18 protein-coding genes and 1 tRNA gene are annotated in these 18,583 nt (G+C 70.8%); 14 read left to right on the top strand and 5 right to left on the bottom strand.

The window, feature by feature from the left end:
* Positions 1–76: 76 nt before the first annotated feature.
* From ACFVX4_RS07010 to ACFVX4_RS06970, 9 genes are all read left to right on the top strand, one after another.
* Positions 77–304 (top strand): hypothetical protein, encoded by a 228-nt coding sequence (locus tag ACFVX4_RS07010; RefSeq protein WP_389972681.1) that lies wholly within the window; start codon positions 77–79, stop codon positions 302–304.
* A gap of 196 nt (positions 305–500) precedes the next feature.
* Complete coding sequence (locus ACFVX4_RS07005) at positions 501–1,091, top strand: hypothetical protein (protein WP_389972946.1); 591 nt, start codon at positions 501–503, stop codon at positions 1,089–1,091.
* A gap of 81 nt (positions 1,092–1,172) precedes the next feature.
* Positions 1,173–1,601 carry a tRNA adenosine(34) deaminase TadA gene (gene tadA, locus ACFVX4_RS07000; RefSeq protein ID WP_389972943.1) on the top strand — a complete coding sequence of 143 codons (429 nt, stop codon included), beginning with the start codon at positions 1,173–1,175 and terminating at the stop codon, positions 1,599–1,601.
* Positions 1,602–1,646: 45 nt separating this feature from the next.
* Positions 1,647–1,734, top strand: a tRNA-Ser gene (locus ACFVX4_RS06995).
* 960 nt (positions 1,735–2,694) lie between these two features.
* On the top strand, positions 2,695–2,856 hold the full coding sequence (locus ACFVX4_RS06990; protein WP_389972969.1) for a hypothetical protein: 162 nt from the start codon (positions 2,695–2,697) through the stop codon (positions 2,854–2,856).
* Between the two features lie 9 nt (positions 2,857–2,865).
* Positions 2,866–3,159 (top strand): Dabb family protein, encoded by a 294-nt coding sequence (locus ACFVX4_RS06985; RefSeq protein ID WP_389972679.1) that lies wholly within the window; start codon positions 2,866–2,868, stop codon positions 3,157–3,159.
* A 204-nt stretch (positions 3,160–3,363) separates the two neighbouring features.
* A complete protein-coding gene (locus ACFVX4_RS06980) occupies positions 3,364–4,245 on the top strand; it encodes an RNA polymerase sigma factor SigF (protein WP_385331168.1) in 882 nt (293 codons plus the stop codon).
* Between the two features lie 235 nt (positions 4,246–4,480).
* On the top strand, positions 4,481–5,347 hold the full coding sequence (locus tag ACFVX4_RS06975) for an RNA polymerase sigma factor SigF (protein ID WP_389972677.1): 867 nt from the start codon (positions 4,481–4,483) through the stop codon (positions 5,345–5,347).
* Positions 5,348–5,413: 66 nt separating this feature from the next.
* Positions 5,414–6,232, top strand: a complete 819-nt coding sequence (locus tag ACFVX4_RS06970) for a hypothetical protein (protein WP_389972675.1) — start codon at positions 5,414–5,416, stop codon at positions 6,230–6,232.
* Positions 6,233–6,274: 42 nt separating this feature from the next.
* Here ACFVX4_RS06970 and ACFVX4_RS06965 read toward each other — a convergent pair whose 3' ends face one another.
* The gene (locus tag ACFVX4_RS06965) at positions 6,275–6,484 is read right to left on the bottom strand and encodes a hypothetical protein (protein ID WP_148837043.1); all 210 of its coding nucleotides are present in this window, start codon (positions 6,482–6,484) and stop codon (positions 6,275–6,277) included.
* A 546-nt stretch (positions 6,485–7,030) separates the two neighbouring features.
* Here ACFVX4_RS06965 and ACFVX4_RS06960 point away from each other — a divergent pair.
* The 4 genes from ACFVX4_RS06960 to ACFVX4_RS06945 all read left to right on the top strand — a co-directional run bounded on the left by ACFVX4_RS06960 (position 7,031) and on the right by ACFVX4_RS06945 (position 11,540).
* On the top strand, positions 7,031–7,552 hold the full coding sequence (locus tag ACFVX4_RS06960; protein ID WP_389972673.1) for a MarR family winged helix-turn-helix transcriptional regulator: 522 nt from the start codon (positions 7,031–7,033) through the stop codon (positions 7,550–7,552).
* Positions 7,553–7,575: 23 nt separating this feature from the next.
* Positions 7,576–10,062, top strand: a complete 2,487-nt coding sequence (locus tag ACFVX4_RS06955) for an MFS transporter (protein ID WP_389972671.1) — start codon at positions 7,576–7,578, stop codon at positions 10,060–10,062.
* 150 nt (positions 10,063–10,212) lie between these two features.
* The gene (locus ACFVX4_RS06950) at positions 10,213–11,028 is read left to right on the top strand and encodes a YceI family protein (RefSeq protein ID WP_389972669.1); all 816 of its coding nucleotides are present in this window, start codon (positions 10,213–10,215) and stop codon (positions 11,026–11,028) included.
* A gap of 41 nt (positions 11,029–11,069) precedes the next feature.
* Entirely contained in the window at positions 11,070–11,540 is a 471-nt protein-coding gene (locus ACFVX4_RS06945; RefSeq protein ID WP_389972667.1) for a PPOX class F420-dependent oxidoreductase, read from the top strand.
* 60 nt (positions 11,541–11,600) lie between these two features.
* On the opposite strand, the gene ACFVX4_RS06940 is transcribed toward ACFVX4_RS06945, so the two are convergent.
* Together ACFVX4_RS06940 and ACFVX4_RS06935 are read right to left on the bottom strand one after the other, a co-directional pair.
* Positions 11,601–12,359, bottom strand: a complete 759-nt coding sequence (locus ACFVX4_RS06940; RefSeq protein ID WP_389972665.1) for a TetR/AcrR family transcriptional regulator — start codon at positions 12,357–12,359, stop codon at positions 11,601–11,603.
* A gap of 100 nt (positions 12,360–12,459) precedes the next feature.
* Complete coding sequence (locus ACFVX4_RS06935) at positions 12,460–13,989, bottom strand: MFS transporter (protein WP_389972663.1); 1,530 nt, start codon at positions 13,987–13,989, stop codon at positions 12,460–12,462.
* A gap of 138 nt (positions 13,990–14,127) precedes the next feature.
* Here ACFVX4_RS06935 and ACFVX4_RS06930 point away from each other — a divergent pair, with 138 nt between their 5' ends.
* On the top strand, positions 14,128–14,997 hold the full coding sequence (locus ACFVX4_RS06930; RefSeq protein WP_389972661.1) for an endonuclease/exonuclease/phosphatase family protein: 870 nt from the start codon (positions 14,128–14,130) through the stop codon (positions 14,995–14,997).
* Between the two features lie 60 nt (positions 14,998–15,057).
* Here ACFVX4_RS06930 and ACFVX4_RS06925 read toward each other — a convergent pair whose 3' ends face one another.
* Together ACFVX4_RS06925 and ACFVX4_RS06920 are read right to left on the bottom strand one after the other, a co-directional pair.
* Positions 15,058–17,220 carry an ArnT family glycosyltransferase gene (locus tag ACFVX4_RS06925; RefSeq protein ID WP_389972659.1) on the bottom strand — a complete coding sequence of 721 codons (2,163 nt, stop codon included), beginning with the start codon at positions 17,218–17,220 and terminating at the stop codon, positions 15,058–15,060.
* Positions 17,217–18,557 (bottom strand): glycosyltransferase, encoded by a 1,341-nt coding sequence (locus ACFVX4_RS06920; protein WP_389972657.1) that lies wholly within the window; start codon positions 18,555–18,557, stop codon positions 17,217–17,219. The genes ACFVX4_RS06925 and ACFVX4_RS06920 overlap by 4 nt, the downstream gene beginning before the upstream one ends.
* Between the last annotated feature and the right edge of the window lie 26 nt (positions 18,558–18,583).

Genomic DNA, 18,583 nt, shown 5'->3' with positions numbered 1-18,583 from the left:
ACCCGTGCGCTGGCATCAACCGCATGTTCGGGGGGAAGGTGGGGGCATACGGACCCAGCCTTGGGGTGATGAGCCGATGCCGGACGGGGAAAAGCGGAAGCGGGACCAGCCGGACACGCCGGCCCCGCAGGACGCACAGGTCCAGCAGAACCCGGAGGAGAGCGACGCGGCACGCCGTAGGCGGCGCGCCCAGTTCCTGCGCGAGCTCCACGAGGCGAAGGCGCTCCGCGACCGGGTACAGCCCCGCCGCGCGAGGGCGGCCCGGATGCGCCAGGCCATGCGCATGCGCACCTTCCGCTGGTAGCCGGACGGCCGCCCGGCATCCCCGGCATCCCCCTGGTGGCGGCGTCCAGGAGAACTAGTGGCCGACGCAACGGCCGAACTCCTCTCGCGGAGCCCATGTTTCTGCCACGATTCCGATGGGCGGGACGCAGGACAGCCGGGGCCACCGACTGCCCTCCCGCCGGACCTGCACCCCTATGACCAGTGGGAGAGTCACGGTGTACTTCGCCGCACTGCTCGCGCGCACCGAAGACGGGTGGGAAGCGAGCGATACGGAGCTCGACGATGTGGAGACCCTGTCCGACCTGACGGATCTGGCCCGCGAGGCCTCGGTGGACGAGGACACGGTGCTCGTCTTCATCGAGCAGGAGGACGCCTGGTTCGGCGTCGTCCGGGTGGATGGTGAGGACGACCCCCGTATTTTCGTCTCGGACGCCACCGCCGCAGCACGCTCCTCGTACGGGGAGATCCTGCTCACCGATGAACTGCTCGGCCGCGAACCCGGGGCCGAGGACACGATTGCCGCCCTCGAAGAGCTCGTCGGCCTCGACGGTACGGAGGACGGCGACCCGGACACCACCCCCGACAACGACACCGACACAGACACCGACACCGACACCGACGACGACGACGATGACGATGACGACGGACTCGACGCCGACGCCGTACCGGCGGGCCCGCTCGGCGACACCCGGATCCTGGCCGACCTCGGGCTCCCCGAGGCCGAGCTGCTGATGCTGCGCACGGACGCGATGGTGGAAATCGCGGACGCGCTGGGCGCGGCCGAGGTTCTGGAAACCGTCCGTTAGGGTCCGCGGGTGAGCGAACCACCGCACCCGCAAGGACCGCCGGAACCGTACGACCCCGTACGAGACCCGTGGCGGGCGCACATGCGCCGCGCCCTGGCCGAGGCCGATCTGGCGGCGCTGGCCGGCGATGTGCCGGTCGGCGCCGTCGTGCTCGGCCCGGACGGCACCCTGCTCGCCACGGGCCACAACGAACGCGAGGCGACCGGCGACCCGACCGCGCACGCCGAGGTCCTCGCCGTCCGCAGGGCCGCGGCGGCCCTCGGCCGGTGGCGGCTGTCCGGATGCACCCTGGTCGTCACCCTGGAACCCTGCACGATGTGCGCGGGCGCACTGGTGCAGTCCCGCGTGGACCGGGTGGTCTACGGGGCCCGGGACGAGAAGGCGGGCGCGGCGGGCTCCCTCTGGGACGTCGTACGCGACCGCCGGCTCAACCACCGTCCCGAGGTCATCCAAGGAGTCCTGGAGGACGTCTGCGCCGACCGCCTGACGGCCTTCTTCCGCACCCTCTGAGAACCGATTTCTGTCCGCGGCCCGGAATGGTCTAAGCTCTCTCTCGGTAGCGTGTCCGAGCGGCCGAAGGAGCTCGCCTCGAAAGCGAGTGTGGGGAAACTCACCGAGGGTTCAAATCCCTCCGCTACCGCCATCGACGCCCTCCCGGACTGCGGAAACGCAGACCGGGAGGGCGTTCGCGCGTCACGGAGACAGTGAGGTCGCCCCCACCGCGCACCGACTACCGCGTGGACGGAGGGCGCCCCGGGGCCTTGACCAATCCGGGGACACCCCGCTTCCACCGCCCCACCAAGGCACCCTCGCCGCATGCGGTTGCGTATCCGCCGCGCCCCTCAGGGCCGTTGGCCCCGGACGGCTGTGCGTATCGCACAGCACGGTGCGCGCCCGGCCCTCCTCACCATGTGACCACCACCCACACGATCTTCCCGAACGGCCGTTCCGCGCCCCCCATTGCGCGGCCAAGGCCTCGACCAGACGCAACCCCCGGCCGCGAGCACGCTCGTTCGAGACCGGCCGGACGCGCGGCCGGCCGCGGCGGGTGTCGTGCAGAGGTGGTCCCCGCGTACGCGGGGTGGTCCCTGGAGGATGTGTATACCGCGGTATACGTCGACTGTGATCCCCGCGCACGCGCGGCCAGGCCCGCGAAGGGGTCGAGGTCGGAGCCGGGCCGAAGCGGTCCGGAGGTGCCTCGGGTACGGCTGTGGCCCCGCACGACGGATGCCGTGTCGGGGCCACAGTTCACCGAAGCTCAGGTCGGGGGAAGCGGCATCGGGGGGACAAGCCGCTTCCCCCGGTGAGAACGGGGCCCTCAAGCCCTCGCCGCGGTCAGGGGGGTGGCCTGCGGTGAGGACCCCACAGTGGGGGCCCGTTCCGAGCCCCTCGGATTCCTGCCTCATCCGCTGGACTCACCGTCCATCCTGCTCCCCGCAGAGGCCGTGCGGGCGGGCGAAGGACCCCGATCGCCGGGTCCTTGGTCCTTAAAAGCCGCGTGAGTGGTCGGAATCCTCCGGGGGGTACGACCATCCGTGCGGATAGAATCGCCCGACTGCACAGGAGATCGAAACAGGGGATCGAAGGGGAGGCAGGGGCTGTGGTGCAAGCGAAGAAGATAGCTCTCTACGTGATAGTCGTCTTCGTGCTGTACACGATCATCACCTCCCCGGCCCGGGCGGCTGATCTCGTCCAGGTAGGGTTCGAGGGCGTTTCGAGTGCCGCACAGGGCGTCGGCGACTTCATGTCCGAGCTCGTGAAGTAGGAGTACACCGTGATCCGCCATCTGGTCCTGTTCAAGCTGAACGACGGCGTCGAGCGGGACGACCCGCGGGTCGTCGCCGGGGCGCAGGCCTTCCGGGAGCTGGAGGGGCAGGTCCCCGAGCTGGAGTTCTGGGAGTGCGCCTGGAACATCACCGACCGGCCGATCGCGTACGACTTCGCCATCAACTCCGCGGTCGCCGACCAGGACGCCCTGAAGCGGTACATCGAGCACCCCGCCCATCAGGCCGCCGCCGGGCAGTGGCGTGAATTCGCCACCTGGGTGATCGCCGACTACCCGTTCTGATCCGACCGGTCCGGCTTTCGTTCCGGTCCGGACGGCCCCCGAGCCCCTCACCATCACGGTGAGGGGCTTTTTTTGGTGTTTAAACCAAGTTGAACCCAACACGACGCTATACGGTGCTTGCACACAGTGGACATGTCTTGTGATGCTATGACCGCTTTTGACGGATGAGTTGACCGAAGTTGACCGCAAAGGGGTGGCCTCATCGTGCCGGCCAGTACAGCGCCTCAAGTGCCTCCCCAGTCCGTCCAGACGAGCCAGGTGGCCGAACCCAGTCAGGCGATCCAGACCGAGACGCCCGACAGCACGACGACGCCCGCCAGGACCCGGGGCGCGGACACCAGGGCGCTCACCCAGGTGCTCTTCGGACAGCTCAAGAACCTGGAGCCGGGGACCCCGGAGCACGGCCGGGTGCGGGCGGCCCTCATCGAGGCGAACCTCCCGCTGGTGCGGTACGCCGCGGCGCGGTTCCGCAGCCGCAACGAGCCGATGGAGGACGTCGTCCAGGTCGGCACGATCGGCCTGATCAACGCCATCGACCGGTTCGACCCCGAACGCGGCGTCCAGTTCCCGACGTTCGCGATGCCGACCGTCGTCGGCGAGATCAAGCGGTACTTCCGGGACAACGTACGGACCGTCCACGTCCCCCGGCGGCTTCACGAGCTGTGGGTCCAGGTCACCGGCGCCACCGAGGACCTGACGACCGCTCACGGCCGTTCACCCACCACCGCGGAGATCGCCGAGCGGCTGAGGATCTCCGAGGACGAGGTGCTCGCCTGCATCGAGGCCGGGCGTTCCTACCACGCGACCTCGCTGGAGGCCGCCCAGGAGGGCGACGGGCTGCCCGGACTGCTGGACCGGCTCGGTTACGAGGACCCGGCGCTCGCCGGGGTCGAGCACCGCGACCTCGTCCGGCATCTGCTCGTCCAGCTCCCCGAGCGCGAGCAGCGCATCCTTCTGCTGCGCTACTACAGCAATCTGACGCAGTCCCAGATCAGTGCCGAACTGGGAGTCTCCCAGATGCATGTGTCAAGACTGCTGGCCCGTAGCTTTGCCCGACTTCGATCCGCAAACAGGATCGAGGCCTAACCGGATCGGGTAGAGCGCTCGAAGTCCGGTTCGCGCGACCCAAATGCCTCGCACCCCCTGTTAACTGCGCAGACGTCACAAAGACTTGTCGACATGTCACTACAGCGTGTTGCCGACATGTGACATTCTGCGGGAACCGCGTTTGCCGTGGCCTCGCCTCCGGTATTCAGGTGGAGGCTGCGTTCCTCCGATGGTCGCGGCTCCACGCGACCGTCCGCGACCTCAAGGGGGTGGCATGTCCGCAGAACAGGGCAGCTCGAAGGTGCTCACGCTCACGAAGAGCGAACCCGCACCCGCTGTGCTCACCAGCTCGTCGGAAGCCATCGACACCCGCACTCTGTCCCGCTCCCTGTTCCTGCGGCTCGCCGCGCTGGGGCCAGCACCAGGCCCTGAAGGAACGGACAGCCCGGAGCGTGCCTACGTACGGGACACACTCATCGAGCTCAACCTCCCGCTGGTGCGGTACGCCGCGGCGCGGTTCCGCAGCCGCAACGAGCCGATGGAGGACATCGTCCAGGTCGGCACGATCGGCCTGATCAAGGCGATCGACCGGTTCGACTGCGAACGGGGCGTGGAATTCCCGACGTTCGCGATGCCGACCGTCGTCGGGGAGATCAAGCGGTTCTTCCGCGACACCTCGTGGTCGGTGCGCGTCCCGCGCCGGCTCCAGGAGCTGCGGCTGGCGCTGACCAAGACCAGCGACGAGCTCGCGCAGAAGCTCGACCGCTCGCCGACCGTGCCCGAGCTGGCCAAGGCGCTCGGGGTCTCCGAGGAGGACGTGGTCGACGGTCTGGCCGTCGGCAACGCGTACACCGCCTCCTCGCTCGACTCGCCCTCGCCCGAGGACGACGGCGGCGAGGGTTCCCTCGCGGACCGGCTCGGCTACGAGGACTCGGCGCTGGAAGGCGTCGAGTACCGCGAATCGCTCAAGCCGTTGCTGGCCAAGCTCCCGCCGCGCGAGCGCCAGATCATCATGCTGCGGTTCTTCGCCAACATGACCCAGTCGCAGATCGGCGAGGAGGTCGGCATCTCGCAGATGCATGTCTCGCGCCTGCTGACCCGTACGCTCGCCCAGCTCAGGGAAGGGCTCATCGCCGACTGACGCCGTGGACTCCCGTACCGGAGCACAAGGGTTCCGATTTGACGGACCGTCAGCCACACTGGCGCGATGCGACGTCAGATGCTCGGATCGAACGGCCGCCGGGGCACCGTGATCGCCGCCTCGGCGGCCGTGCTGTGTCTGGGCGGCGTGCTGGCCGCCTGCGGCGGCGGTACGGCGGACGAGGGCTATGTGGCGCTCGGCGCGGTGGGAACGGATCCCGGGAGAGCTCCGGCGGGGGCGGTGGCACCGTCGGGGAAGGTGACGCTGGTCCCGCTGGACCGGGGCGACGGCGAGGGCCGGGGCGACGGTGGCGGTGGCGACGGTGGCGGTGAGGGTGCTGGAGGGCGTTCCGGGGGGCGCGGGCCCTCGCCGAGCGCCTCCGGCAGTGCCGACGGCTCCGGAGCCACGGGCGCGGCAAGCGGTGGAACCCCCAGGCCGTCCGGCACGCCCGGCACATCAGGCCCCGGCGGCGCGGGCGGTACGGGTGGCGCATCCGGCTCCGGCGGCGCGGGCGGCACCGGAGAAGGCTCCACAGGGCCCACGGCCCCCTCGGTGCCCGGATCTCCCGCACCCGGCGGGCCCGCCGAGCTGACGGTGGGCGCTCCCGTGCGGGCGGCGGCGGGCGAGCGGTGGTGCGAGAAGGTGACCGTGGAGTTCCGGAACACCGGAGGATCAGCGGCGCGCTCGGGAACCGTCACCTTCGCCACGCACGTGATCGGCGGGCTGGGGGTCGACTGGGCGACCATCGAGTCGACCGGGCCGCTACCCGCGCCGATCGACGCGGGAGCGGCGCGGACGAAGACGTACACCGTCTGCGTGGACGCCTGGCGGGTGCCCCTGGGCATGCATGTCGAGACCCGGGACGTCACCGCCGTATTGAAGTGACGGGTGGACGTGTTGCGCGGTGCGCTGTGACCGGGGCGCCGGTCAGCCGAGCGCGAGCCAGGCGACCGCTCCGAGGACGACGACCACCGCGACGACGGCGGCGATCACCCCGACCTTCGGTCCGGACGAGGCGGCCGGCTGCTGCCGGCGCTGCGGCTCGCCCTCGTCGACGAAGGCGCGGAACATCTGGGTGCTGCCGGCCGGGTCGTGGTTGCCCTCGGGGCCCTGCGGGGCGTGGGGGTTGTGTGCCATGGGCCAGGACCCTAGCGAACTCGGCGTTCCGGCCCAACCCCCGGGTCGGTGAAGGGCCGAGGCCAGGGCCGGGGGACCGGTGCGGAAGCGGCCGGTGCGCCGTGGCGGAGCGGGGCTCGGGCAGCGGGGTCGCGGGGGTGCGCCGGGGCGGATTCAGGTGCGTACACAGGCCAGTTGCGGAGTCCGGCGCAGATCGGTTCCGGCAACTCGCCCTTCCAGCACGGCACTTGAGGTGCGCCCCGTGTCCGGCTCGGGCGCGGGGCCCGTGCCCCGTACATACGGCGTGGCCGCACTCCCTACACGCGGTGTGCCCCCTCCTTCACGCAGTCGCCCCCGCCCCGGAGCGGGGCCCCGTCCGCCTCGACTGTGGCACGACACACACCCCGCACCACCCGCACCCCACACGCTGGGGCTTTGACCGGAGCCGTACGCAGCCTTTTGCTTTCCTTTACTTCTGCAAGCCCCTTTTCGTTTGCCTGCAGCAACCAACGGCTTCTATGGTTGCCCTAAGCAACAAGATGAACCGGTGAGATGTCTGGGGGTCCCGTGGCCGCACGGAGTCAGTACGAAGAACTGGCCCGGCAGCTCAGCGCTGTCGGGGCCGTCAAGCGCGGTCTCGCCCGAATCCTGCCCGCCGAATGTCCGGGCGGCTCCGCCGCCGTACTGGCTCTACTCAGGCAGCACGGCGAGATGCGGATCAGCCGGCTGGCCGAGCTGCTGGACGTCGACATGTCGGTGACCAGCCGTCATGTCGCCCATGTGGCAGAGCGTGGCTGGATCGAACGGTCTCCGGATCCGGCGGACAAGCGGTCCCGCATCCTGCGGCTGACCCCCGACGGACGTGACGTACTCGCCGACCTGAACCGACGGACGACCGAGATGTTCGCCCACAACCTCTCCGACTGGTCGGACGACGAGGTCGGACAGCTCAACACGCTGTTGGCCCGGCTGCGCGACAGTTTCGCCTGTCGCGGGCCCAGCGGGTGCGGCCCCGGAAAGCACAGCGGCGACTGCCGTTCCCGGCATGCCGACAGCGGCAACGACGCGCACACCCGTACACCCGTGTAACAGAAGCAAAGACAAGGACTTAAATGGCTACGACCACACCGACCGGTGTGCGGGGCGGCCACGCCAAGCACGGGGGATCGTCCGATCCCTCGTCCGGCGCGCCGATGACACACCGGCAGATCATGGAGGCACTGGCCGGGCTGATGCTCGGCATGTTCGTCGCGATCCTGTCGTCGACGGTCGTCTCGAACGCACTTCCCGAGATCATCTCCGACCTCGGCGGCGGCCAGAGCGCCTACACCTGGGTCGTCACGGCCTCGCTGCTGGCGATGACCGCCACCACTCCCCTGTGGGGCAAGCTCTCCGACCTGTTCAGCAAGAAGCTGCTGGTCCAGATAGCCCTCGTCATCTACGTCGCGGGCTCGGTCGTCGCCGGTATGTCGACCAGCAGCGGCATGCTGATCGCCTGCCGTGTCGTCCAGGGCATCGGCGTCGGCGGTCTCTCCGCCCTCGCGCAGATCGTGATGGCGGCGATGATCGCCCCGCGTGAGCGCGGTCGCTACAGCGGATACATCGGTGCGGTGTTCGCCGTCGCCACCGTCGGTGGTCCGCTGCTCGGCGGTGTCATCACCGACACCAGCTGGATGGGCTGGCGCTGGTGCTTCTACGTCGGTGTGCCGTTCGCCGTCATCGCGCTGATCGTGCTCCAGAAGACGCTGAAGCTCCCGGTCGTGAAGCGTCAGGTCAAGGTCGACTGGTGGGGCGCGTTCTTCATCAGCGCCGCCGTGTCGCTGCTGCTGCTCTGGGTGACCTTCGCCGGTGACAAGTACGACTGGCTCTCCTGGCAGACCGCCGCGATGCTCATCGGCTCCGTCGCGCTCGCCGGGCTCTTCGTCGTCGTCGAGTCCAAGGCCAGCGAGCCGATCATCCCGCTGCGCCTCTTCCGCAACCGCACCATCACGCTGGCCTCGCTGGCCTCGCTGTTCGTCGGTGTCGCGATGTTCGCGGGCACCGTCTTCTTCAGCCAGTACTTCCAGCTGGCGCGCGGCAAGTCGCCGACGATGTCGGGCGTCATGACGATCCCGATGATCACGGGTCTGTTCATCTCCTCGACGGTCTCCGGCCAGGTCATCACCAAGACCGGCCGCTGGAAGGCCTGGCTGGTCAGCGGTGGCTTCCTGGTCACCGCCGGGCTCGGGCTGCTGGGCACCATCCGGTACGACACGGAGTACTGGCACATCGCGGTCTTCATGGCCGTCATGGGTCTCGGCATCGGCATGATGATGCAGAACCTGGTGCTCGCCACGCAGAACCAGGTCGCTCCGTCCGATCTCGGCTCGGCCAGCTCCGTCGTCACCTTCTTCCGTTCCCTCGGCGGTGCGATCGGCGTCTCGGCGCTGGGCGCCGTCATGGCGAACCGCGTCACCCACTACGTCAAGGACGGCCTCGCGGAGCTCGGCCCCAAGGCCGCGGCCATGGGTCACGGCGGCACCGGCGGCGGGGGCATCCCCGACCTGGACAAGCTGCCCGCGCCGTTCCGTACGGTCGTGGAGAGCGCCTACGGGCACGGTGTCGGCGATGTCTTCCTGTACGCGGCTCCGGCCGCGCTGGTCGCCTTCCTGATCACGATCTTCATCAAGGAGGTCGCCCTGAAGTCGAACGCTTCGAGCGAGGCCCCGGCCACGGCCGAGACCCCCGTCGCCGACGCGGTCGAGGCCGCGGCCGCCACCGCCGAGCCGATCTCCGAGGCAGCGGCCGGGATCACCGCGGTCGACACCCCGGAGGCCCCGGTCGCCACCCTGCAGGGCACGGCCGTGCACGGTGTGGTGCGCGGTGCCGAGGGCGCACCCGTCGCCCGTGCCGCCGTCACGCTGATCTCGCTGGCCGGCCGGCAGCTCGGGCGCTCCGTCGCCCAGGCGGACGGCAGCTACGGTCTGGACGCGCCGGGCTCCGGCTCCTACGTCCTGATCGCCTCCGCCGACGGCTTCCAGCCGCAGGCGTCCACGGTGGTCGTCGGCACCGAGCCGCTGGCGTACGACATCCTGCTCTCCGGTACGAGCGGACTGGCCGGCGTCGTGCGGGCCGCGGAGTCCGCCGCCCCGGTGGAGGGCGCCATGGTCATCGTGACCGATGTGCGCGGCGATGTGCTGGCCACCGGCAAGTCCGGCGAGACCGGCGAGTTCACCTTCGGTGAGCTGGTGCCCGGGTCGGTGACCGTCGCGGTGAACGCCGCCGGGTTCCGTCCGCTGGCGCTGCCGGTGGAGATCGGCGGCCAGGGCGTCACCCGGGTCGAGGCCGCACTGCAGTCCGGTGCGCTGGTCCAGGGCGTCGTGCGGGCCGGTGCCGTCCGTCGACCGCTGCCGGACGCACGGGTCACACTGGTCGACGCGGCGGGCAATGTGGTCGCCACCTCGACGACCGGGGAGGACGGGGCGTATGCCTTCGCCGACCTGGACGCGGGTGAGTACTCGGTCATCGCGACCGGCTACCCGCCGGTGGCAAGCGCGCTGACCGTGGCCGGCCGCGGGGCCGACGGTCACGACATCGAGCTCGCCCACCCCGGCGAGTAACAGACCTCCGGCGGGTCGGCGCTTCGAGCGGAGACGCCGTACCGGCAGGTGGAAATGGGCCCCGGTGGCGGGGACGGCAGGCAGGGGACGGCCTGCCGTCCCGCCCCGGGGCCCGACTCATTGAGTCATGGAGCAAGGAGAGAGAACGGGATGGGACTTCGCGCACAGGTACGGACGCGGGACGGCTGGGCGGTCCAGCACGCGGTCGTGACGGTCACCGACATGACCGGCACGCAGGTGCTGCGGGCCACCGCCGACGAGGACGGGGCGGTGCGGACCGAAACCCCCCTGGAGGCCGGCGCGTACACGGTGATCGTCACGGCGGTCGGGTACGCCCCCGCCGCCTCCACCGCCCTCGTCACGGCGAGCGGGCGGGTCGAGGCCGGCACGGTGGTGCTGGCCCGCCAGGGCGGTGTGGAGCTGCCGCCGCCGGGTGCCTGGTCGCTGGACCCGGCGCACTCCTCGGTGGCCGCGGTCGCGCAGCACCTGGGGATCTCCAGCGTGCACGGCCGGTTCACCGAGTTCAGCGGCCGGATCCAGATCGCGGAGGAGGTCCACCGCTCCCGGGTCGACGCCGTCATCAGCGCGGCGAGCATCGAGACCGGCAACAGCATGCGCGACAAGCACCTGCGTTCGCCCGACTTCCTGGACTCGGACCGATTCCCGGAGATCACGTACCGCTCGAACGGACTGACCCCGGCGGGCCCGGACCGCTGGCTGGTCCACGGCGAGCTGACGATGCACGGTGTCGTGCGCCCGGTCGACCTGAACCTGAGCTACCTCGGGACGGGCCCGGACCCGTGGGGCGGGGTGCGTGCGGCATTCAGCGCAACGGCGGAACTGCGCCGCGAGGACTTCGCCATGAACTACAACCAGGTGGTGCAGGCGGGCATCTCGGCGATCGGTACGACGCTGCGGGTGGAGCTCGACGTCCAGGCCGTGCAGGGTGAGTCCCTGCCGTCGTAGTCACCGTGCGGGGTGAGTCCCCGTCGTCGTAGTCTGCGGACATGGCACCCAATATCGCGACGAACACGGCCGTGGAACTCGACGAGTTGCTGGCCTTCGTACGGCCCAGGCACCGGGCGATCCTGCTGACCACCCGGTCCGACGGCCGCCCCCAGGGCTCCCCGCTGACCTGCGGGGTCGACGACGCGGGCCGGATCGTCGTCTCGACCTACCCCGAGCGGGCCAAGACCCGCAACGCGAAGCGGGACGAGCGGGTCAGTGTCATCGTGCTGTCGGATGAGTGGAACGGGCCCTGGGTCCAGATCGACGGTTCGGCCGAGGTGATCGACTCACCGGACTCGGTCGAGCCGCTCGTCGAGTACTTCCGGAACATCTCGGGCGAGCACCCGGACTGGGACGAGTACCGGGCGGCGATGGTGAAGCAGGGGAAGTCGATCATCCGGATCACTCCGGAGCGGTGGGGGCCGGTCGCCACCGGCGGCTTCCCGGCCCACCGGGCCTCCGACGGCTGATCACGCGGGTGCCGGGGGCGAACGGGGCGGGCGGGGCCTCAGCCGGTCCCGCATCGCCTCTCAGCGGTCCCGCATCGCCTCGATGCCCGCGATCAGCAGGTCCAGGGCGAAGGTGAAGTCCCGCTCGCGCATCTCCTCGACCGTGTCCCCGCCGCGGGCGTCCATCAGGTCCTGCGAAGTCTCGACGATCTGCCGGAGCTGCGGCTGGGCCCGGATCGTGCCCATCGCCTGCTGGTAGTACTCCTCCTGGCTGAGCCCCGCCGCCGCGCTGCGCTGCGCGAAGTGGCCCTCGATGGTGCCGAACCCGTACACGAACTGGAAGACCGCGGAGAACGCTCCGGTCTGGTGCCGCAGCGGCAGGCCGGTCGCCCGGATCACGTCCTGGACGGCGTACGACATCAGCATCGCGTGCGGGCCGATGTTGAGGAAGTGACCGGCGAGCGTCGACACCCAGACGTGCCGGACCAGCAGCTCCCGGTACTCGGTGGCCAGCCCGCGCAGCCGGTCGTGCCAGTGCGCGTCCTCGCGGGGCGGTGTGAATTCGCTGTACGCCGAGTCGAGGGCCAGCTCCAGCAGGTCGTCCTTGGTGTCCACGTACCAGTACAGGGACATCGCGGTGACGTCGAGCTCGGCGGCGAGCCTGCGCATGGAGAACTTGGCGAGCCCCTCGGCGTCCAGCAGCCGGACCGAGGTCGCGGTGATCCTGTCCCGGTCCAGGCCCGCCGCCTGGTCCGGTTTGCGGGTGCGCGACGGTGTCCGCCGATCCAGCCACACGCTGGTCCTGGCAGAGCTCTTCACACGGTCGGCCGCGGACACCATGGCGCACTCTCCTCGTCTTGCCTGCGGGGCGGACCGGCCACGCACGCGTGGATCACGCACGGAACCGATGCGTACGGTCCGGTGCGCCCCGTCCCCGATGCTATGCCGCCGCGGCGGTACCGGCGGAGTCCGCCCGAGCGGATTCCGTCCGCTCCGCGCGGCGCAGCAACACGGCGGCGAGCAGGCCGCCGACCAGCACGGCGACCGCTCCGAAGAGCTGGCTGGTCTCCAGTCCGGAGGCGAAGGCGTCGGTGATCCGCGCCCGCTCGCCGGCGTCGGTGGCCGAGGCGAGTGCGGCGGGCAGCGACGCGGCCCCGACGGCCGCCGGCACGAGCGCCGCGAACCGCGAGTTGAGCACCGCGCCGAGGACGGCGACCCCGAGGCCGTTGCCGAATTCGGCGAGTGTGCCGTTGACCCCGGCGCCCACGCCCGCCTTCTCCGGCGGAATGGCGCTCATGATCGCGTTGGCCATGGCGGGCATGGCGAGCGCGATGCCCGCGCCCATCACGACCAGGCCGAGCAGCATGCCGCCGTAGCCGTCGCCGCCGAGCAGCGCGATGGCGGCGAGACCCGCGGCCAGCAGACTCATCCCGGACGCGATGGTGACCGGCGTGCCCAGCTTGGGCACCAGCCTGGCGCCCAGTCCGGTGAGGTTGAGCGCGACGACGCTCAGCGCCAGCGGAGCCGTGCGCAGACCGGCCTCCAGCGGCTCGTAGCCGAGGACGAACTGGAGTTGCTGGGTGAGCAGGAAGAGCGAGCCGCCCATCCCGAAGGCGACCAGGATCGCGCCCGCGACCGCCCCGACGAACTTCTGGTTCCGGAAGAAGTGCATGTCCAGCATCGGGTACGGGATGTGCAGCTCCCACAGCACGAATCCGGTGAGGACGGCGACCCCGACGAAGGCGGTCAGCAGCACCTGGGCCGACGCCCAGCCGTGTGCCGGGCCGGAGATGATCGCGTACACGACGGATGCCATGCCGATGGTGGAGAGCAGTGCGCCGAGCAGGTCGGGGCGCTCGCCGCTCGGATTCTTGGACTCCGGGACCAGCCGGGCCACGGCGACCAGCCCGATGACCGCGACCGGGATGTTGATCAGGAAGATCGCGCCCCACCAGAAGTGGTCGAGCATCACTCCGCCGATCAGTGGTCCGACGGCGAACCCGAGCGAGCTGACGGTCGACCAGATGCCGATCGCCTTGACGCGCTCGGTCTGGTCGAAGATCTGCACGACGACGGCGAGCGTCGTGGTCATCAGCAGCGCACCGCCGATGCCCATGCCCGCGCGGGCGGCGATCAGCTGTACGGACGTCTGGGCCAGCCCGGCCACCAGCGAGCCGATGCCGAACAGGGCGAGCCCGGCGATCAGCATCTTCTTGCGGCCGTAGCGGTCGGCGGAGCTGCCGGCCGTGAGCAGCAGACCCGACTGGACCAGCGAATAGGCGTTGATCATCCACTGCACATCGGCGGTGGAGGCGTCCAGCTCCCGGGTGAGGGAGGGGATCGCGACGTTGAGGACGGTGTTGTCGAGCAGCACGGTCAACTGGGCGAGGCAGATGACGCCGAGGATCAGCCAGCGTTGCGGATGGCTCGGCGACGAGAGGTGGTTCTGCTCGACGGCGGTCGCCGTCATACGGACTCCTGATCCCTTATACGGTGTACGAGTAGCAGGCACTGTACACCGTATAGCAGATCCTGTACGGCGTACAACGCATTTCCGCCTTCCGCGCGGTACCGTGCTCGCCGCTGATCCGACAAGGGCTGGAGTGGTATGTCACTGCGTCGTCGTACGGTGGAAGTGCTCGTCGCGGCAGGGCTGTTGGGGACCGCGCTCGCGCCTCCCGCAGCAGCGGCCGGGGAGGGGCAGGGGCGCGCGGTGCCGCTGCGCGTGGCCACGTACAACATCCATGCGGGCGCGGGCATGGACAACGTCTTCGATCTGGACCGGCAGGCCGCCGAGCTCCGCTCGCTGGACGCCGATGTGATCGGGCTCCAGGAGGTCGACGTCCACTGGGGCACCCGCAGCGAGTGGCGCGACCTGGCGGGCGAGCTGGCCGAACGGCTGGACATGCGGGTGTCGTTCGCCCCGGTCTACAGCCTCGACCCGCAGACCCCCGGTGCGCCGCGTCGCGAGTTCGGGGTCGCGGTGCTGTCCAGGTACCGCATCGTGAGCGCCGAGAACCACGAGATCACCCGGCTCTCCACCCAGGTCCCGGACCCGGTACCGGCCCCGGCGCCCGGCTTCGGCGAGGTGGTCGTACGGGTGAAGGGGCTGCCCGTGCACGTCTATGTGACGCATCTGGACTACCGCGCCGACCCGTCCGTACGGAACGCCCAGGTCGCCGACACCCGCCGGATCATGGCCGCGGACCGGGAGCCGGGAGCGGGCCGTCGGCAGGTGCGGCAGATCCTGCTCGGCGACTTCAACGCGGCGCCTGCCGCTCCGGAGCTCGCCCCGCTGTGGCAGGAGCTCACGGACGTCGAGCCCGGCGGGCCCACGTACCCGGCGCAGGATCCGGTGCAGCGGATCGACTACGTGGCGGTGTCGAAGGGTTCCGTGCGGGTACGCGACGCGGCGGTGGCCGAGACACTCGCCTCTGACCACCGCCCCGTGATCGCCGATCTGTTGCTGCGGCGCTGAGAGGCTGTCGGGTGACCGCGTCCGCTCTCCGGTCCGAGGTCACCCGACAGCCTCTGAGCCCTACGCTCCGCTCTTCGGCCGGGTCAGGTCGTAGAAGGTGGCGCTGCCTGCGGTGACCTTCTCGAAGTTCTCCTCCACCCAGGAGGAGATCTGCGAGGAGGCGCCGCTGTCGCCGCCGCCCATTTTGCCCGCGATGAAGTAGTGGACCCTGCCGTCCTCGACGTACTGCTTGAACCGGGCGAGCGTCGGGGACGGGTCGCTGCCGTTGAAGCCGCCGATCGCCATCACCGGGTCACCGGTGGCGAGTTGGTAGCTCGCGGCGTTCTGGGATCCGATGGCGGCGGCGGCCCAGGTGTAGTCCCCGGCGTTCTTCTCCAGGAGCGCCTCGGCCTCGGCGCCGACGGACGCGCCGTTGAGCAGTCCGCCCATGCCGCCACCGCCGCCGCCCCCGAAGCCTTCGCCCATGCCGGGCATGGCACCGGGCTGCTGCCCGTTCTGCGACGTGCCGGGCCCGCCCTGCATCTGGCCCTGACCCTGGCCGGGCGGGGTGCCGGTCGGCGGCCGGCCCATTGCACCGCCCTGCTGGCTGTTGCCCTGCTGGTTGCCCTGCCCCGGGGGGCGCATGCCGCCGCCGGGACCACCGCGGCCGCCACCACCACCGGGGCCGCCCATGCCGCCGGAGGACGGGCCGGCCGTGACGATCGAGCCCTGGTGTCCGGTGTTCAGCGTGCTCACGGTGTACGCGGCCGGCCCGGCCAGCGACACGACGAGGCCCAGGCCCACGGCGACGAGCGCCGGTCGACGCCCCAGCCGGGACGCGAGCAGCAGACCCAGCGCGCCGGCGATCCCGGCGACGAGCACAGCCGTGCGCAGCCACGGCAGGTGGTCCGGGGTCCGCCCCAGCAGCACGTACGACCAGTACGCCGTCACGGCCACCGTGCCACCGAGCGTCGCACCCGCCCACCAGCGGGAGCGCTCCTCCCACAGGACCGTGGCGCCCATGCCGATCAGCGCCGCGACGTAGGGAGCCAGGGCCACCGTGTAGTACTGGTGGAAGATGCCGGCCATGAAGCTGAACACCGCCGCGGTCATCAGCAGCGAGCTGCCCCAGGCGAGGAAGGCCGCGCGGGCCGTGTCCGTCCGCTTCGCCCGCCAGGTCAGCCAGACGCCCGCGGCCAGCAGGATCAGCGCGGCGGGCAGCAGCCAGGAGATCTGGCCGCCGATCTCGGAGTTGAACATCCGGCCGATGCCGGTCTCGCCCCACTGACCGCCGGAGCCGCCGCCCGGACCGCCCCCGCCGCCGACGCTGCCGGTCTCCTCGCCGTTGATCCGGCCGAGCCCGTTGTAGCCGAAGGTCAGCTCCAGGAAGGAGTTGTTCTGCGAGCCGCCGATGTACGGACGCGAGGAGGCGGGCCACAGTTCGACGATCGCGACCCACCAGCCGCCCGCGACGGCCATCACGAGGGCCGAGAGCCCGAGTTGGCCGAGCCGCCTGCGCACGGGGACCGGCGCGAACACCGCGTACAGCACGGCCAGCGGCGGCAGGATCAGGAACGCCTGGAGGGTCTTCGCCAGAAACGCGAACCCGACCGCGACACCCGCCCACACCAGCCACTTGGTGCGGCCGTGCTCCATCGCGCGCAGCACGCAGTAGACGGTGACGGTCATCAGCAGCGCCAGCAGCGCGTCCGGGTTGTTGAAGCGGAACATCAGCGCGGCCACGGGCGTGAGCGCGAACACCGCCATCGCGATCAGCCCCGCCACGGCGTTGAAACGGCGGCGTACGCCCGCGTACAGCACCCCGGCCGTGGCCACCCCCATCAGCACCTGCGGGGCCAGGATCGCCCAGGAGTTGAGGCCGAGGATCCGCACCGACAGGGCCATGGGCCAGAGGGCGGCCGGGGGCTTGTCGACGGTGATGGCGTTGGCCGCGTCCAGCGAGCCGAAGAAGAAGGCCTTCCAGCTCCGGCTGCCCGCCTGGGCGGCGGCGGAGTAGAAGGAGTTGGCGTATCCGGAAGCGCTGAGGTTCCACAGGTAAGTGAGCCCGATGACCAGCAGCAACGCGAGAAAGGCCGGCCTCGCCCAGCGCGGGTCCTCGGGCCTGCCCCGCCACACGCGGTGCGCCAGGGACCGGTTCGGGCGTCCGTGGGCCGGTGCGGTGGGCGGCGCGGGCGCCGGTGCATCCGGCGGGGCCGGGAGGTGGTCGGGGTGCAGCGTGGTCATCGGACGTTCCCCAGTTCGTGGTGGGTGTCATCGGCGTGCCCGGCCGAAGGAGCGGCGGGGGCGGCCTCGGGCGCCGCGGGGTTCCGGTCCTGGCGTTCCGGAAAGACCCAGGCGCGGAAGAGCAGGAACCGCAGCACCGTCGCCGCGAGGTTGGCCGCGATCAGCACGGCGAGTTCCGTGGAGTGCGACGGCGATCCGGACGCCGCCCCCAGCGCGGCCAGTGAGCCACTGGTCAGTGCGAGGCCGATGGCGAAGACGACCAGGCCCTGCGCCTGATGGCGTACGGCCCCGCCCCGGCCCCGTACGCCGAAGGTGAGCCTCCGGTTGGCAGCCGTATTGGCGACGGCCGACACAAGCAGCGCGCAGCCGTTGGCGATCTGCGGGCCGGCGCCCAGCCGGAACAGCGAGTACAGGGCGAGGTAGCAGAGCGTGGAGAGCGCGCCGACGACACAGAACCCGACGAGCTGCCGGGCCAGTCCGCCCGGCACCCCGCTCAGCGCGCGGTCGCGCGGATCGTCCCCGAAGGGCCGGGCCAGCCGGTCCAGCGGCAGCGCGCCGACCGCCAGCGCCCGCCCCACCCGCCACACGCCTTTCAGGTCCTCGGTCGCCGTCCGCACGATGTGGACGGTGGAGTCGGGATCGTCCACCCAGTCGACCGGCACCTCGTGGATGCGCAGCCCGGCGCGTTCGGCGAGCACCAGCAACTCGGTGTCGAAGAACCACCCCGAGTCCTCCACCATCGGCAGCAGCCGCTCCGCGACATCGCGCCGGATGGCCTTGAACCCGCACTGCGCGTCGCTGAACCGGGCGGCCAGCGACGAGCGGAGGATGAGGTTGTAGGCGCGCGAGATGAACTCCCGCTTCGATCCGCGCACCACCCGCGAGCTGCGGGCCAGCCGGGAGCCGATGGCCAGGTCGGAGTGGCCCGAGATCAGCGGGGCGACCAGCGGCAGCAGCGCGTTGAGGTCGGTGGAGAGATCGACGTCCATGTAGGCCAGCACTGGTGCGTCCGATCCCGACCAGACGGTGCGCAGCGCCCGCCCCCGGCCCTTTTCCTCCAGCCGGTACGACCGCACCCGGGGCAGCGCCGCCGCGAGCCGGGCCGCCACCTGCGGCGTCCGGTCGGTGCTCGCGTTGTCCGCGACGGTGATCCGGAAGGCGTACGGGAAGGTGCGCAGCAGATGGTCGTGCAGGCGCAGCACACACGGTTCGAGGTCCTTCTCCTCGTTGTAGACGGGTACCACCACATCGAGTACGGGCGCACTCGCCGCATCGACCGCTCCGGCGAGGAGGTGGTCCCGGGCCGGCAGGGTGCTCCAAGGAGTGTCGGTTCGCATGTGACCGACGTTCGCCAACCCCGCTG

The organism is Streptomyces sp. NPDC058240 (genome assembly GCF_042882135.1).
In the GTDB taxonomy this organism is placed as follows: Bacteria; Actinomycetota; Actinomycetes; order Streptomycetales; family Streptomycetaceae; genus Streptomyces.
Note: the sequence above shows the minus strand (reverse complement) of the source record. Positions and strands in the feature narration are given on the sequence as shown.